Source organism: Nonomuraea sp. NPDC050202, from assembly GCF_040656115.1.
In the GTDB taxonomy this organism is placed as follows: Bacteria; Actinomycetota; Actinomycetes; order Streptosporangiales; family Streptosporangiaceae; genus Nonomuraea.
Map to the genome: position 1 here is coordinate 125,389 of NZ_JBFALF010000007.1, position 13,976 is coordinate 139,364.

12 protein-coding genes are annotated in these 13,976 nt (G+C 70.1%); 6 read left to right on the forward strand and 6 right to left on the reverse strand.

Translation table 11 applies throughout. The features are described 5' to 3' along the window. Nucleotides 1-319 precede the first annotated feature (319 nt). Genes AB0I79_RS21615 through betA form a run of 5 tightly spaced genes read left to right on the forward strand, consistent with a single transcriptional unit; the run spans nucleotide 320 to nucleotide 6,765 of the window. Nucleotides 320-1,285, forward strand: coding sequence for a glycine betaine/L-proline ABC transporter ATP-binding protein (locus AB0I79_RS21615; protein ID WP_357875971.1), 966 nt, complete (start codon nucleotides 320-322; stop codon nucleotides 1,283-1,285). Then, the gene (locus tag AB0I79_RS21620; RefSeq protein ID WP_357875540.1) at nucleotides 1,282-3,198 is read left to right on the forward strand and encodes an ABC transporter permease subunit; all 1,917 of its coding nucleotides are present in this window, start codon (nucleotides 1,282-1,284) and stop codon (nucleotides 3,196-3,198) included. Before AB0I79_RS21615 ends, AB0I79_RS21620 begins: the two co-directional genes overlap by 4 nt. Beyond that, nucleotides 3,195-4,175, forward strand: coding sequence for an ABC transporter substrate-binding protein (locus AB0I79_RS21625; protein ID WP_357875542.1), 981 nt, complete (start codon nucleotides 3,195-3,197; stop codon nucleotides 4,173-4,175). Before AB0I79_RS21620 ends, AB0I79_RS21625 begins: the two co-directional genes overlap by 4 nt. A 56-nt stretch (nucleotides 4,176-4,231) precedes the next feature. After that, the gene (locus AB0I79_RS21630; protein WP_357875544.1) at nucleotides 4,232-5,143 is read left to right on the forward strand and encodes an ABC transporter substrate-binding protein; all 912 of its coding nucleotides are present in this window, start codon (nucleotides 4,232-4,234) and stop codon (nucleotides 5,141-5,143) included. After that, on the forward strand, nucleotides 5,140-6,765 hold the full coding sequence (gene betA / locus AB0I79_RS21635; RefSeq protein ID WP_357875546.1) for a choline dehydrogenase: 1,626 nt from the start codon (nucleotides 5,140-5,142) through the stop codon (nucleotides 6,763-6,765). Before AB0I79_RS21630 ends, betA begins: the two co-directional genes overlap by 4 nt. 5 nt (nucleotides 6,766-6,770) lie before the next feature. Here the strand turns inward: betA and AB0I79_RS21640 are convergent, their stop codons facing one another. Next, nucleotides 6,771-7,589 (reverse strand): ABC transporter permease, encoded by an 819-nt coding sequence (locus AB0I79_RS21640; RefSeq protein WP_357875548.1) that lies wholly within the window; start codon nucleotides 7,587-7,589, stop codon nucleotides 6,771-6,773. After that, nucleotides 7,586-8,524, reverse strand: a complete 939-nt coding sequence (locus AB0I79_RS21645) for an ATP-binding cassette domain-containing protein (protein ID WP_357875550.1) — start codon at nucleotides 8,522-8,524, stop codon at nucleotides 7,586-7,588. The genes AB0I79_RS21640 and AB0I79_RS21645 overlap by 4 nt, the downstream gene beginning before the upstream one ends. A gap of 79 nt (nucleotides 8,525-8,603) precedes the next feature. Between AB0I79_RS21645 and AB0I79_RS21650 the strand changes: the two genes are divergently transcribed. Further along, nucleotides 8,604-9,380, forward strand: coding sequence for a TetR/AcrR family transcriptional regulator (locus AB0I79_RS21650; RefSeq protein ID WP_357875552.1), 777 nt, complete (start codon nucleotides 8,604-8,606; stop codon nucleotides 9,378-9,380). 143 nt (nucleotides 9,381-9,523) lie between these two features. Here AB0I79_RS21650 and AB0I79_RS21655 read toward each other — a convergent pair whose 3' ends face one another. From AB0I79_RS21655 to AB0I79_RS21670, 4 genes are read right to left on the reverse strand one after another with little or no spacing between them, the layout of a single operon-like run. Next, entirely contained in the window at nucleotides 9,524-10,102 is a 579-nt protein-coding gene (locus tag AB0I79_RS21655) for an ATP/GTP-binding protein (protein WP_357875554.1), read from the reverse strand. Then, entirely contained in the window at nucleotides 10,083-10,445 is a 363-nt protein-coding gene (locus tag AB0I79_RS21660) for a DUF742 domain-containing protein (protein ID WP_148435086.1), read from the reverse strand. The genes AB0I79_RS21655 and AB0I79_RS21660 overlap by 20 nt, the downstream gene beginning before the upstream one ends. A 26-nt stretch (nucleotides 10,446-10,471) precedes the next feature. After that, on the reverse strand, nucleotides 10,472-10,894 hold the full coding sequence (locus tag AB0I79_RS21665) for a roadblock/LC7 domain-containing protein (protein ID WP_043616017.1): 423 nt from the start codon (nucleotides 10,892-10,894) through the stop codon (nucleotides 10,472-10,474). A gap of 21 nt (nucleotides 10,895-10,915) precedes the next feature. Then, the gene (locus AB0I79_RS21670) at nucleotides 10,916-13,969 is read right to left on the reverse strand and encodes a nitrate- and nitrite sensing domain-containing protein (RefSeq protein WP_357875556.1); all 3,054 of its coding nucleotides are present in this window, start codon (nucleotides 13,967-13,969) and stop codon (nucleotides 10,916-10,918) included. Nucleotides 13,970-13,976: the final 7 nt, after the last annotated feature.

Below are 13,976 nucleotides of genomic sequence, written 5' to 3' on the forward strand. Positions count from 1 at the left end.
GCCAAGCGAACATAACGCGACAAATGTTGGTTCGCGTGACTCCTGAGGATAGAACCTGGCGCTCCACGCCGGAAGCATCCCCGGCACGAAATAAACCTTTAACAGAATAAATGTCCACTTATGGGCGTTTAGCGCGTTCCAATCGGGTAACACGGTTGACGCTCCCCGATCTCTTGACAGTCACGGCGTTGAGAATCTCGCCATTGGCGACATATGTTGAGCGACGTCAAGCGAGGAGGCGAGTGTGGGAGTTTCTCCCGACAACGCGGCAATCACCGTTGCGGGCCTGTGGAAGATCTTCGGCTCCAAACCACAGAAAGTGCTGGACAGCGAGGACAGACACCTCGAACCCGCCGCGCTGAGGGAGAAGACCGGCTGCACCGCCGCCGTCCGTGACGTCAGCTTCGAGGTACGCCCCGGCGAGGTCTTCGTCGTCATGGGCCTGTCCGGCAGCGGCAAGTCCACCCTCGTACGCTGCCTGACCAGGCTCATCGAGCCGAGCGCCGGCGAGATCAGGATCGGTGGCGAGGACATCAGGGCCGCCTCCCCCGCCCGCCTCCGCGAGATCCGCCGCCACCAGGTCAGCATGGTCTTCCAGCACTTCGGCCTGCTGCCGCACCGCAAGGTCATCGACAACGTCGCGTACGGGCTGGAGATCCAGGGCACCGCCAAGCAGACCAGGCACGCGCGGGCGGCGGAGATCCTCACGCTCGTCGGCCTCGACGGCTACGCCGACGCCTACCCCGACCAGCTCTCCGGCGGCATGCAGCAGCGGGTGGGCCTGGCCAGGGCGCTGGCCGTGGAGCCCGAGGTGATGCTGTTCGACGAGCCGTTCAGCGCGCTCGACCCGCTGATCAGGCGCGACATGCAAGCCGAGGTCATCCGGCTGCACCGGGAAGTCGGCAAGACGATGGTGTTCATCACGCACGACCTGTCCGAGGCGCTCAAGCTGGGCGAACGCATCGCGATCATGCGGGGCGGCTCGATCGTGCAGCTCGGCACGGCCGAGGAGCTGGTGGGCGCGCCGGCCGACGACTACGTGGCCGACTTCGTGCGCGACGTGCCCAGGAGTCACGTGCTGACCCTGCGCTGGATCAGCCGCGACCCCGAGCCGGGCGAGCCGCTCGACGGGCCCTCGTTACCGGCCACCACCGTGATCAAGGACGCCATCGGCGTGGCCTCCTCCTCGTCCCGGCCGATCAGGGTGGTGGACGGCGACGAGCTGCTGGGCGTGGTGGACCGGGTGGACCTGCTCGCCTTCCTGTCGGGACAGGCCGCCGCATGAGCAGCACGGCCGTGCCGTCGCCCTCCCGGCTCGCAGGGTTGCCGAGGTGGGCGGCGCCGGCGGGGGTGGCGGTGCTGTTCGTGGCGGCGTACCTGGTCTTCCAGGGCACGGGGACGCTGCCGCACGACAAGGAGGCGCCGCAGTTCCTGGCCGTCACGGAGCTGCGCGAGTGGATCGACGACCACCGCAACGACAACCCGCTCTTCCTGTACTTCCTCAACTACATCCGGCTCTTCGTGGGCTCGCTCTACACGCTGTTCGAGACCGTCCTGTACGCGCTCGGCTGGCCCGGCATCACCGGCGTCATGGGCGCGCTGGCCTGGCTCGCGGGCGGCTGGCGGATCGCGCTGCTGGCGGTCGGGGGCGTGAGCGCGTTCGGCGCGCTGGGGCTGTGGGAGTCGAGCGTGGACACGCTGGCCCTGGTCGCGGTGGCGGTGCTGCTGTCGCTGGCGATCGGGATCCCGGTCGGCGTCTGGGCCGGGCTCTCCGCCCGCGTGCGCCGCACGATCACCCCGGTGCTGGACGTCATGCAGATCATGCCGACGTTCGCGTACCTGGCGCCGCTCGCCCTGTTCTTCCACATCGGGGCGCCCGCCGGGGCCATCGCGACGATGATCTACTCGATCCCGCCGGCCATCCGCATCACGGCCCTGGCCATCTCGGAGGTCTCCCCCACGGCGGTCGAGGCGTCCGCCTCGCTGGGCGCCACGCGGCGGCAGACGCTGTTCAAGGTCTACCTGCCGCTGGCCAGGTCCACGATGGCGCTGGCGATCAACCAGACGATCATGATGGCGCTGTCCATGGTCGTCATCGCGAGCCTCATCTCGGCGCCCGGGCTGGGCGGCGACATCATCCGCGGCCTGTCCAGGGCGCAGGTCGGCATCATGCTGCCGGCCGGCGTCGCCGTCGTGATCATGGCGGTGGTGCTCGACCGGATGATGATGGCGGTGGCGCGCCGCGACCCGCACGCCAGGCTGGGGCGGGCCGACCTCGCCGGAGCGGGCGTGCTGGCCGTCGCCGGGCTGGCGCTCATCCCCGTCCTGCCCAGGCTCTGGCCGGAGAGCCTCACGATCAACCTGGTCGCCGAGGTCAACGACGTCGTGCGGTGGGCCGAGGACAACTGGTTCACGGTGACCGCGTGGATCAAGGACACGACCTCCCACCTCCTGCTCAACCCCCTGGAGTCGCTGCTCACCTCGGCGCCGTGGTGGCTGGTCGCGCTGGCCGTGCTGGCCGTCGCCTGGCGGGTCAGCGGGATGCGTCCCGCGCTCACCGCGCTGGCCTGCCTGCTGGCGATCGCGCTGCTCGGCGTGTGGGAGCACACCATGCAGACGATGACCACGGTCGCCGTCGCGGTGCTCGTCACGCTCGTCATCGGCCTGCTGCTGGGGGTGGCCGCGGCTCGCTCGCCGCGCTACTCGGCCCTCCAGCGGCCCCTGCTCGACGCCGCGCAGACCATGCCCGCGTTCGTGTACCTGCTGCCCGCGCTGGCGCTGTTCGAGACGACCAGGTTCACCGCGATCTTCGCCTCCGTCATCTACGCGGTGCCGCCGGTGGTGCGCCTGGTCGAGGACGGCATCAAGGCCGTGCCCGCCACGGTCGTGGAGGCGGCCGTCTCCGCCGGGTCCACCCCGGGCCAGCTCCTGTGGAAGGTGCAGCTCCCGATGGCCAGGCAGGCCATCCTGCTGGCGGCCAACCAGGGCATCGTGATGACGCTGGCCATGGTGGTCGTCGGCGGCCTGGTCGGGGCGGGGGCCCTCGGCTACGACGTGGTCACGGGGTTCTCCCAGCGCACCGACTTCGGCATGGGCTTCGTCGCGGGCGTCGCGACCGTGCTCCTCGGAGTCATGCTCGACCGCATCACGCAGGGCGCCGACAGGCGTCCTTCCCCCCGAAAGAGGAAGTTCACATGAAGATTCGCCTGCTCGCAGGCCTCGTCGCGCTTGGACTCGCCGCCGTGGGCTGTGGCGGGGCCACGGTCGACACCAGCACCTCCGGCACCTCCGCCCCCGCCTCCAGGTCCACCGCCTCCGCGTCGGGCTCCGCCGGCACCGTGAAGATCGCGATCAACCCCTGGGTGGGGTACGAGGCCAGCGCGAACGTCGTGGCGTACCTGCTGGAGAACGAGCTCGGCTACACCGTCGAACTGCCCGAGATCAAGGAGCAGCTCGCCTGGGAGGGCTTCGAGACCGGCGACGTGGACGTCATCATCGAGAACTGGGGTCACCCCGACCTGAAGAAGCAGTTCATCGACGAGAAGAAGGTCGCGCAGGTGGCGGGCTCCACCGGCAACAAGGGCGTCATCGGCTGGTACATCCCCAAGTGGATGGCCGACGAGCACCCCGACATCACCGACTACAAGAACCTCAACAAGTACGCCGACCTGTTCAAGACCTCCGAGTCGGGTGACAAGGGTCAGCTCCTGTTCGGCGACCCGTCGTACGTCAGCAACGAGGAAGCCCTGATCAAGAACCTCAAGCTGAACTACAAGGTCGTCGTCGGCGGCAGCGAGGCGGCCCTGATCAAGGGCGCCCAGCAGGCGCAGGAGCAGAAGAAGCCGCTGCTGTTCTACTTCTGGGACCCGCACTGGCTGTTCAGCAAGACCGACCTGGTCCGGGTCAACCTGCCCGCCTACACCGAGGGCTGCGACGCCGACCCCAAGAAGGTGGCCTGCGACTACCCGGAGATGGACCTCGACAAGATCGTGAGCACGAAGTTCGCGCAGACCGGCGGTAAGGCGTACGAGCTGGTCAAGAACTTCAGCTGGACCAACGAGGACCAGAACGCCGTCGCCGACGACATGACCAACAACGGCATGACCGGCGAGGAGGCCGCCAAGAAGTGGGTGGAGGCCAACACCGCCAAGTGGCAGGCCTGGATCCCGAAGTGATCCCCTCCCCACCGCGGCCCCGCCCGGCGGGGCCGCGCGCCAAGACGCTCTCGGGGATGCTCGTGGTGACCCTGCTCCTGGCGGCCTGCTCCAGCGGGGAGCCGGAGTCCACGGCCCAGGCCAAGGGCACGGTCAACATCGACATCCACGCCTGGGTCGGGTACGAGGCCCAGGCCGCCGTGCTGGCGTACCTGCTGGAGCACGAGCTGGGCTACAAGGTCAACAAGCGGGCCGTGAAAGAGGACCAGTCCTGGCGGGATTTCGAGACCGGCAAGGTCGATGTGATCGTCGAAAGCTGGGGTCACAACGACTGGAAGAAGGAGTACATCGAAGAGAAGAAGGTGGCGCTGTCGGCCGGGCTCACCGGCAACAAAGGGGTGATCGGCTGGTACGTGCCGGAGTGGATGGCCAAAAAGTACCCCGACATTACGGACTACCGAAACCTCAATAAGTACGCCCCTCTCTTCCGGACCGAAAAAACCGGAAATGCTGGACAGGTCCTGGACGGGGATCCGACATTCGTGACGAATGACGAAGCTCTCGTCAAGAACCTCAAGCTCAATTACAAGGTCGTCTACTCGGGCAGCGAGGCCGCGCTGATCAAAGCGGCCCAGGCGGCGACGAAGAATCGGACACCGCTGCTCATGTATTTCTACGAACCGCAATGGCTGTTCACCAAGGTCAGGCTCGTCAAGGTGGCGCTCCCGGCCTACGCCGTGGGCTGCGACGACGATCCGGCCGAGGTGGCCTGCGACTACCCGCCGTACCTGCTGGACAAGATCGTCAGCCGGCGGTTCGCGGAGCGGGGCGGGCAGGCGTACGAGCTGGTGCGCAACTTCAACTGGACCAACGACGACCAGAACGCCGTGGCCAGCGACATGATCAACGAGAAGATGAGCGCCGAGGACGCCGCCGAGCGGTGGGTGGCGGAGAACAAGATCGTGTGGAAGGACTGGATCCCCCGTTGAGGTTCGACTTCGTCATCGTGGGCGGCGGCTCGGCCGGCTGTGCCCTGGCCAACCGGCTGAGCGCCGATCCTTCGACGTCGGTGCTGGTGCTGGAGGCGGGCCGGCCCGACTACCCGTGGGACGTGTTCATCCACATGCCGGCGGCGCTGATGTTCCCGATCGGCAGCCGGTTCTACGACTGGAAGTACGAGTCGGAGCCCGAGCCGCACATGGACGGCCGGCGCGTCTACCACGCCCGCGGCAAGGTCCTGGGCGGCTCCAGCAGCATCAACGGCATGATCTTCCAGCGCGGCAACCCGCTCGACTACGAGCGCTGGGCCGCCGATCCCGGCATGAAGCACTGGGACTACGCGCACTGCCTGCCCTACTTCAAGCGCATGGAGAACTGCCTGGCCGACCCGGGCACGGCCTTCCGCGGCGGCGAAGGACCGCTCAAGCTGGAGCGCGGGCCCGCGCGCGGGCCGCTGTTCGAGGCGTTCTTCGAGGCGGTCCAGCAGGCCGGTCACCCGCTGACCGACGACGTCAACGGCTACCGCCAGGAGGGCTTCGCCGCCTTCGACCGCACCATCCACCGCGGCCGCCGCCTCAGCGCCGCCCGCGCCTACCTCCACCCCGTACGCCGCCGCCCCAACCTGAAGGTCAGGACCCGGGCCTTGGTGGAGAAGGTGCTCTTCGACGGCGCCCGCGCGGTCGGCGTGATCTGCGACGGCCGGCGCATCGACGCCAGGGAGGTCATCCTCTGCGGCGGCGCCATCAACACCCCGCAACTCCTCCAGCTCTCCGGCGTGGGCCCGCGCGCGCTCCTGGAGCCCCTGGGCATCGACGTCGTGCACGACCTGCCGGGCGTCGGCGAGAACCTCCAGGACCACCTGGAGGTCTACGTCCAGCACGCCTGCACGCGGCCGGTCTCCCAGCAGCCCTCCCTGGCGATGTGGCGCCGCCCCTTCATCGGCGCGAACTGGCTCTTCCTGCGCCGCGGCCCGGGTGCCACCAACCACTTCGAGGCCGGGGGCTTCATCCGCTCCAACGACGACGTGGCGTACCCGAACCTGATGTTCCACTTCCTGCCGATCGCCGTCCGCTACGACGGCTCCGCCCCGGCGGGCGGGCACGGCTACCAGGTGCACATCGGGCCGATGTACTCCGACGCCCGCGGCTCGGTCCGCGTCACCTCCGCCGACCCGCGCCGCAAGCCCGCGCTCCGCTTCAACTACCTGTCCACCGAGCAGGACCGCCGGGAGTGGGTGGAGGCGATCAGGCACGCCAGGCGGATCCTGTCGCAGCCGGCGTGGGCCGGCCTGGACGGGGGTGAGCTCTCACCCGGCCCGTCGGTCCAGACGGACGAGGAGATCCTGGCCTGGGTCGCCAGGGACGGCGAGACCGCACTCCACCCGTCGTGCACCTGCAAGATGGGCACCGGCGAGATGGCCGTGGTGGATCCGGACACGATGCGGGTGCACGGCCTCGACGGGCTGCGCGTGGTGGACGCGTCGGCGATGCCGTACGTGACGAACGGCAACATCTACGCGCCGGTCATGATGCTCGCCGAGAAGTCCGCCGACCTCATCCTCGGCAACACCCCGCTGCCTCCTGAGCCGGTGGAGTTCTACCGGCACCGGTGACCCGCTCAGCGGTCCAGGCGCTGGTAGAGCCGTACCGAGAGCACGAAGAACACGACCGTGAGCACCGCCGGCCACACCACCGCCATCAGGACCGCGTGCTGGGCCACCCACGAGTCACCGCCCCACCCCGGGTTCCCGAACAGCTCCCTGGCCGCCGCCACCGTGGACGACAGCGGGTTCCACTCCGACAGCGCCCCCAGCCAGCCCGGCATGGTGGAGGGTGCCACGAAGGCGTTGGACAGGAAGCCGATCGGGAACTCCAGCGTCTGGATCGCCACCACGCCGCCCGGGTCCCTGGTCAGCAGGCCCAGGTAGATCCCGGCCCACAGCAGGGAGAAGCGCAGGAGCAGCAGCAGGCCCACCGCGCCCAGCGCGCCGGAGAGCGTGGCCGGGCGCCAGCCGACCGCCAGGCCGCAGGCCAGCAGGCCGGCCAGGACGAGGACCGAGTTGAGCAGGTCGGCGATCGCGCGGCCGATGAGGACGGCCGACGGGGCCATGGGCATGGAGCGGAAGCGGTCGGTGACGCCCTTGGAGGCGTCGGTGGTGACGGCGACCATGGTGGCGCTCAGGCCGAACAGCATCGTCATGCCGTACATGCCGGGCATGAGGAAGGCGAAGTAGTCCGCGCCTTCGGGCACCCGTACCGCGCCGCCGAACAGGTAGCCGAAAGCGAGGGTGATGATGATGGGGAAGACGATCCCGAACACCACCGTCATGGGCTGGTTCGCCCAGTGGATCAGGTCGCGGCGGGCGACCGTCCAGCCGTCCGCCAGCGCCCAGCGCAGCCGCGTGAGCGGGCCTTCCGTCAAGGTCACCGCAGTCATCGGGAGCCACCTCCGGCATCGGTCAGGTTGAGGAAGACTTCGTCGAGGGTCGGGCGGCGCACCGCCACGTCCTCGGCCTCGATCCCGGCCGCCGCCAGGGCGGCCAGGACCTCCGTGAGCGCCTGCACGCGCTCGCTCACCGGCGCGCTCACGTGCCGGGTGTCGCGATCGACCTCGGCGGGCCCCGACGCAACCCGGCCGATGATCTCGGCGGCCGTCGTCAGCAGCTCCGGGTCGTGGACGACCACGTCGAGCCGGTCGCCGCCGAGCTTGGCCTTGAGCTCGTCCGGGGTGCCCTCGGCCACCACCCGGCCGGCGTCGATCACCGAGATGCGGTCCGCGAGCTGGTCGGCCTCCTCCAGGTACTGGGTGGTCAGCAGCACCGTGGTGCCGCCGGAGACCAGCTCGCGCACCGCGCGCCAGATCTCCGCCCGGCTGCGCGGGTCGAGGCCCGTCGTCGGCTCGTCGAGGAAGAGCACGGGCGGCGCCAGGATCAGGCCGGCCGCCAGGTCGAGCCGGCGGCGCATGCCTCCCGAGTACTCCTTGGCCGGCCCCTTGTGCTCCAGGCCGAACTGCTCCAGCAGCTCGGCCGCCCGCGCGCGGGCCTCGGCCGCGCTCAGGTGGTAGAGGCGGCCGAACAGCTCCAGGTTCTGCCGCCCTGTCAGCAGCTCGTCCACCGCCGCGTGCTGGCCGACCAGGCCGATGGTGCGGCGCACCTGGCGGGGCTGGGTGGTCACGTCGAACCCGGCCACCTCCGCGCGCCCGCCCGACGGCCGCAGCAGCGTGGTCAGGATGCGCACGGTCGTCGTCTTGCCCGCCCCGTTGGGGCCGAGCAGGCCGTGGACCGTGCCGCGGCGCACGTCCAGATCGATGCCGTCCAGCGCCGCCTGCTCGCCGTACGTCTTGCGCAGTCCCTGCGCGAGTACCGCTGTCATGGTGTCACCCTCTCGAATCGTACGCCGTACCGTACAGAATACGAGACACGATGGCAACCGTACGGTGTACCGTACAAGGGTGACAGTTGAGTACTCGGGGAAGGGCGACCCCGCCCGCAGCCTCGCGCTGCTCTGGCGCACCAGCGAGCGCGCCAGCCGCAAGGGCAAGCCGGAGCTGAGCGTGGACCGCATCGTGCGCGCCGCCATCGAGGTGGCCGACGCCGAAGGGTTGCAGGCGCTGTCCATGCGCCGCGTGGCCGAGCGGCTCGGGGTCGGGACGATGTCGCTCTACACGTACGTGCCGGGCAAGCCGGAGCTGTTCGACGTGATGCTCGACGCGGTCTACGGCGAGACCGCCAGGCCGGACGACGTGCCGGGCGGCTGGCGGGGCAGGCTGGAGCAGATCGCCAGGGAGAACTGGGCGCTCTACCTGCGCCATCCGTGGCTGCTGCAGGTGGCGGCCAACCGGCCGGTGCTCGGGCCCAACGTCACGGCCAAGTACGACTACGAGCTGCGTGCGGTCGACGGCATCGGCCTGTCGGACCTGGAGATGGACTCGGTGATCACGCTGATCACCGGTTTCGTGCACGGCACCGCCAGGGGCGCGGTGGAGGCCGCGCAGGCGGAGCGCATGACGGGGCTCAGCGACGAGCAGTGGTGGGCCGCGCACGCGCCCTTCCTCAGCCGGATCGCCGACGCCGCCCGCTACCCCACGGCCTCCCGCGTCGGGCAGGCGGCGGGCGAGGCGCTCAACGCCGCCTACAGCCCGGAGCACGCCTTCGAGTTCGGGCTGCAGCGCGTGCTCGACGGCATCGAGGCCCTGGTCGGCAGGCGCCGCAAGGACTCCTCGGCCTGACGCTGCCCGCGCGCGGGCGAGCAGCCCCCGACCCGGCGACGCTCGGCCGCATCGCCGCATCGCCGCGGAGCTGGAGGCCCGCTTCGCCTACGAGGAGGAGCAGCGGTGCTCGACTCCCTGAAGGAGGCGCCCTGGGCGGCGAGCTAGTGGACGGCGGTGGCGCGCAGGCGTACGACGTGCTCGACCAGCGAGATCAGCGTCGACTTGACCGACTCGCGGTTACGGGCGTCCGTACGCACGATCGGCACGTGCGGCGACAGCGCGAGCGCCTCCCTGACCTCGTCGTCGGAGTGCGGGAACTGCCCGTCCCAGCCGTTCACCCCGATGACGAACGGCAGCTTGGCCTCTTCGAAGTAGTCGATCGCCGGGAAGCTGTCGGCCAGGCGGCGGGTGTCGAGCAGCACCACCGCGCCGATCGCCCCCCGCACCAGGTCGTCCCACATGAACCAGAACCGGTGCTGACCGGGCGTGCCGAACAGGTACAGGATCAGGTCACGGTCGAGCGACAGCCTGCCGAAGTCCATCGCCACGGTCGTGGTCTGCTTGTGCGGAGTCAGACCGAGGTCGTCGATGCCCGCGGACGCGTCGGTCATGACCGCTTCCGTGGTGAGCGGGAGGATCTCGGACACCGCCCCCACGAACGTCGTCTTCCCGACGCCGAAGCCACCGGCGACGACGATCTTCGTCGACGTGAGCCCGGCGCTAGAGCCTGCGTAGTCCACTGAGCACCCTTTCGAGCATGTTGAGGTCTGGCTGTCCCTGGCTGAGGCGTGGCTGGTGCAGACGGACGAGCCCTTCGTCGGACATGTCCGCCACGAGCACCCTGGCCACGCCCAGCGGGACGCGGAGCAGGGCCGAGATCTCGGCGACCGACCGGAACGACCTGCAAAGCTGCATGATGGCCTCCTGCTCGGGGGTGAGCATGGCCATCTCGTCGTCCGGGATCGACATCGACGAGATCAACGTCTCCATCGCGAGGTGATAGCGCGGCTCCGATCTGCCGCCCGTCACCGCGTAAGGACGGAACAGGGGCTCTTCGTCCCCGGTTCCGTCAGCGCCGTACACGGCCCTCTCCCATCAGTTCCATCACATCACCGGGTCCTGGCGGCCTGCAGCTCCGCGCGCAGGGCCGGCGTGAGCGCCTGTCCAGCCCTGTCTACCAGCAACGTCATCTGATACGCCACCAGGCCCATGTCACAATCCGGACCCGCCAGAACCGTCAGCACGGAGCCGTCGCTGATCGCCATGACCAGCAGCAGGCCGCGCTGCATCTCCACGACGGTCTGCGTCACCGCACCGCCCTCGAACACCCTGGACGCACCCACGGTCAGGCTCAGCAGACCCGCGGAGACCGCGGCGAGCTGGTCGGCCCGGTCCGGAGGGAAACCCTCCGACGCGGCCAGGCAGAGCCCGTCCGCCGAGACCACGACGGCATGCGCGACTCCGGGCGTGTTACGTACGAAGTCGGTGATCAGCCAGTCGAACCTGTGCGCCTCGTGGCTAAGGGTTGTCACGCATCCTCCCCGGCGGGACGCTTACTCACTTCGTTCCTCCTGTCCACGTACTTCCTGACGACCCCGTCGGACACCCTGCTGGTAGCTGGCCATCCTGCTGCGCATCCGGTCCGCTGAGACCGGGGGCATCGGCGCCTGCCGCTGCGGCTGCTGTTGCGGCTGCGCGGGCTGGCTCGCCGTGCCCGGCACCAGGTTGGCCTTCGGGGTCCGCTTGGGGAGCCCGGCGGCGGTGATGCCGCCGAGGCTGGGCTCGCTGGCTTTGGCCGCCGCCTGCCATCCGGCATCCGCGGCCGTTCGCCAGGCTTCCTCCCCAGAGGGTACGGCTTGCGCGGGGCCGGACTCACCACCAGGTTCCCCCGCGCCCGCCCGCTGCTGCCCGGCCTCGCCCTGTGGCCTGCGGAACCATGCCGACTCCACCGAGGCGAAGATCGGCAGGAACTCCTCCTGCTCCTGCTCCAGGGGCGACACGTCCACCGACGGCGCCGGATCCGGCTGCCGTACGTCGTTCGTTGGGTACGCCGGGGGCGGCGTCTGGAACGCACCATTACCAGAGGGGTAGGAAGGCGCGCTCGGGAACGAAGGGTAGGAACCGGGGTCCTGCGCGGCGGGCTGCCTGCGGTAGGAGCCGCCGTCGGTGTCCGCGGTGAAGCCGTTGACGCCCGCTCTGCCGGGGTCGGAGTTGAACTGCCCCGGCCGGGGCATGCCGGGCGTGCTGTCGTACGAGCGCGGTTCGCGCCTGGCGGGGCCGCTGTCGAACGCGCCACTGTTGAAGGCGCCGCTGTTGAAGGCCTCGCTGGAGAAGGCGCCCGTGCCCTGGCCTGGCGTGCTGCCGCCGAACGTGCCCGCGCCCTGGCCGGGCGCGTCACTGCCGAACGTGCCGGAGCCCTGTGCGGGCGCGCCGCTGCCGAACGTGCCGGAGCCCTGTGCCGGCGCGCCGCTGCCGAACGTGCCGGAGCCCTGTGCCGGCGCGCCGCTGCCGAAGGTGCCGGGCCCGTCCGAAGGCGGTCCGGCGTGCCGCGGCCTGCCGTTCTCCGGCGGTCCCTGCCTGGCAGGTCCCGCGTCGAAGGAGTCGAAGCTGGCGAACGACCGGAACGACCCGTTCGGCGCGGACGGCCCGAGAGGCGCCGCGGGCTGGCTGGGCACGGTGCCGCCGCCGAACGCCGGCCGCTGCGGCAGCGGCTGCTGCGTCCCGTCGGCGATCAGCGCGGGCGGCAGCAGCACCATGGCGATCAGGCCGGCGCCCTCGCCCTTGCGCAGCTGCACCCGGATACCGTGGCGCAGCGCCAGGCGGCCGACCACGAACAGGCCCATGCGCCGGGAGACCGACACGTCGACCACGGGCGGCTCGGCCAGGCGGCGGTTGGCCTCGGCCAGCTCGTCCTCGGTCATGCTGATGCCGGTGTCGCTGACCGACAGCAGCGCGCCGCCGCCCTCGATGAGCGCGCTGGTGACCGTGACCTGGGAGTTGCTCGGGGAGAACTGGATGGCGTTCTCGACCAGCTCGGCGACCAGGTGGACCAGGTCGTTGGCGCAGCTGCCGAGCACGGACGTGGCGCGGTGCACCTTCACCTGGACGCGCTCGTAACCCTCGACCTCCGACAGCGCGGCGCGCACGACGTCGACCAGCTTGGCCGGCTGGCTGCGCCGGCGGGTGGCCTCGTGGCCGGCCAGGACCAGGAGGTTCTCGGAGTTGCGGCGCATGCGGGTGGCCAGGTGGTCCAGCTTGAACAGGTCGGCCAGCCTGCGGCCGTCCTCCTCGCCCTTCTCCAGGCCGTCGATCAGCGAGATCTGCCGCTCGACCAGCGTCTGCGTGCGGCGCGAGAGGTTGACGAACATCGAGCTGATGTTGCTGCGCAGCTCGGCCTCCTCGCCCGCCAGGCGTACGGCCTGCCGGTGCACCTGATCGAAGGCCCGGGCCACGTCGCCGATCTCGTCGTTGCCCTCGACCTCGATGGGCGCCACGTCGCGCACGCTCGTGTCGCCGCTGACGCGCAGCTGGCGCACCACGTCGGGCAGCCGGAAGCCGGCGACCTCCAGCGCCTCCGTACGCAGCCGGCGCAGCGGGCCGACCATGGAGCGGGCGATGGCGACGGTGAGGAGCAGGACGACGATCAGCAGCGCCACGATCAGGGACCCCGCGATGATCGCGTTGCGGGTCTCGGCGGAGCGCAGCTCCTGGCTGCGCAGGCTCACCCGTCCCGCCAGGTCCTTCTCGATGCCCTGCAGCACCTCGATGGAGGCGGTGTTGTTGGTGAACCAGTCCTCGCGTTCCGCCCTGGCGGAGATGAGGTTGTCGGTGATGCGGGCGCCGGGCGCCCGGCCGCTGACCAGCGCGACCGCGCGGGCCTTGGTGAGCTGGACGCTGACGTACTCCTGCTTGGAGGTCAGCCCCTTGGACAGCTTCAGGCCCACGTCGACGCCGGCCTCGGCGCCGACGGAGGCGATGTCGGCCTGCTGGCGGGCGTTGGAGGCGATGAACTGCTCGACGTCCTTGGCGTCCGCGCTGTTGGGGTTGTAGGAGTTCTGGATGAGCTGGACGCGCTGGCGCGACATCTCCTCCTTGGCCGACGCCAGCGCGCTCAGGGCGCGGAACTGGCCGACGATCTGGGAGTCGTCCGTCAGCAGGGCAAGCTCGTCGTGCAGGTTGAGCAGGGTGTCGGTGAGGAAGTTGTACCGGATGGTCTCGGTCTGACCCTCGGTCCTGATCTTCGACAGGCGGCTCAGGTCGTACCTCGCCTGGGAGGCGGCTCTGACCACGCGCGGGCCGTAGGAGTCGTCCATGGCGTCGAGGTCGGCGCGTACGGCCTTGACCAGCGTGTCGACGGCGGCCTTGCGCTGCGTGTAGTCGGCGGCGAGCTGCTTGCGCATCGCGCGGTTGGCGCCGATCCAGCCTCCGGTGTCACGCTCCAGGCCGAGTGCCTGCACGAGGTCCCGGATGCGGCCTGCCTGCTCCGCCGCCGTGGCGGTGCGGTCGTAGACGTCGATGCTCTGGACCGACTCCACCACTCGTGTTCCCCCGAGCACGACGGCGGCGATGGTGGGCACCAGGATGAGCGCCGTGAGACGCCACCTCACGCGCCAG

Coding starts and splice junctions, on each gene's coding strand:
- AB0I79_RS21620 (WP_357875540.1), top strand. CDS start 1,282: ATGAGCAGCACGGCCGTGCCGTCGCCCTCCCGGCTCGCAGGGTTGCCG.
- AB0I79_RS21625 (WP_357875542.1), top strand. CDS start 3,195: ATGAAGATTCGCCTGCTCGCAGGCCTCGTCGCGCTTGGACTCGCCGCC.
- AB0I79_RS21630 (WP_357875544.1), top strand. CDS start 4,232: ATGCTCGTGGTGACCCTGCTCCTGGCGGCCTGCTCCAGCGGGGAGCCG.
- AB0I79_RS21640 (WP_357875548.1), bottom strand. CDS start 7,589: ATGACTGCGGTGACCTTGACGGAAGGCCCGCTCACGCGGCTGCGCTGG.
- AB0I79_RS21645 (WP_357875550.1), bottom strand. CDS start 8,524: ATGACAGCGGTACTCGCGCAGGGACTGCGCAAGACGTACGGCGAGCAG.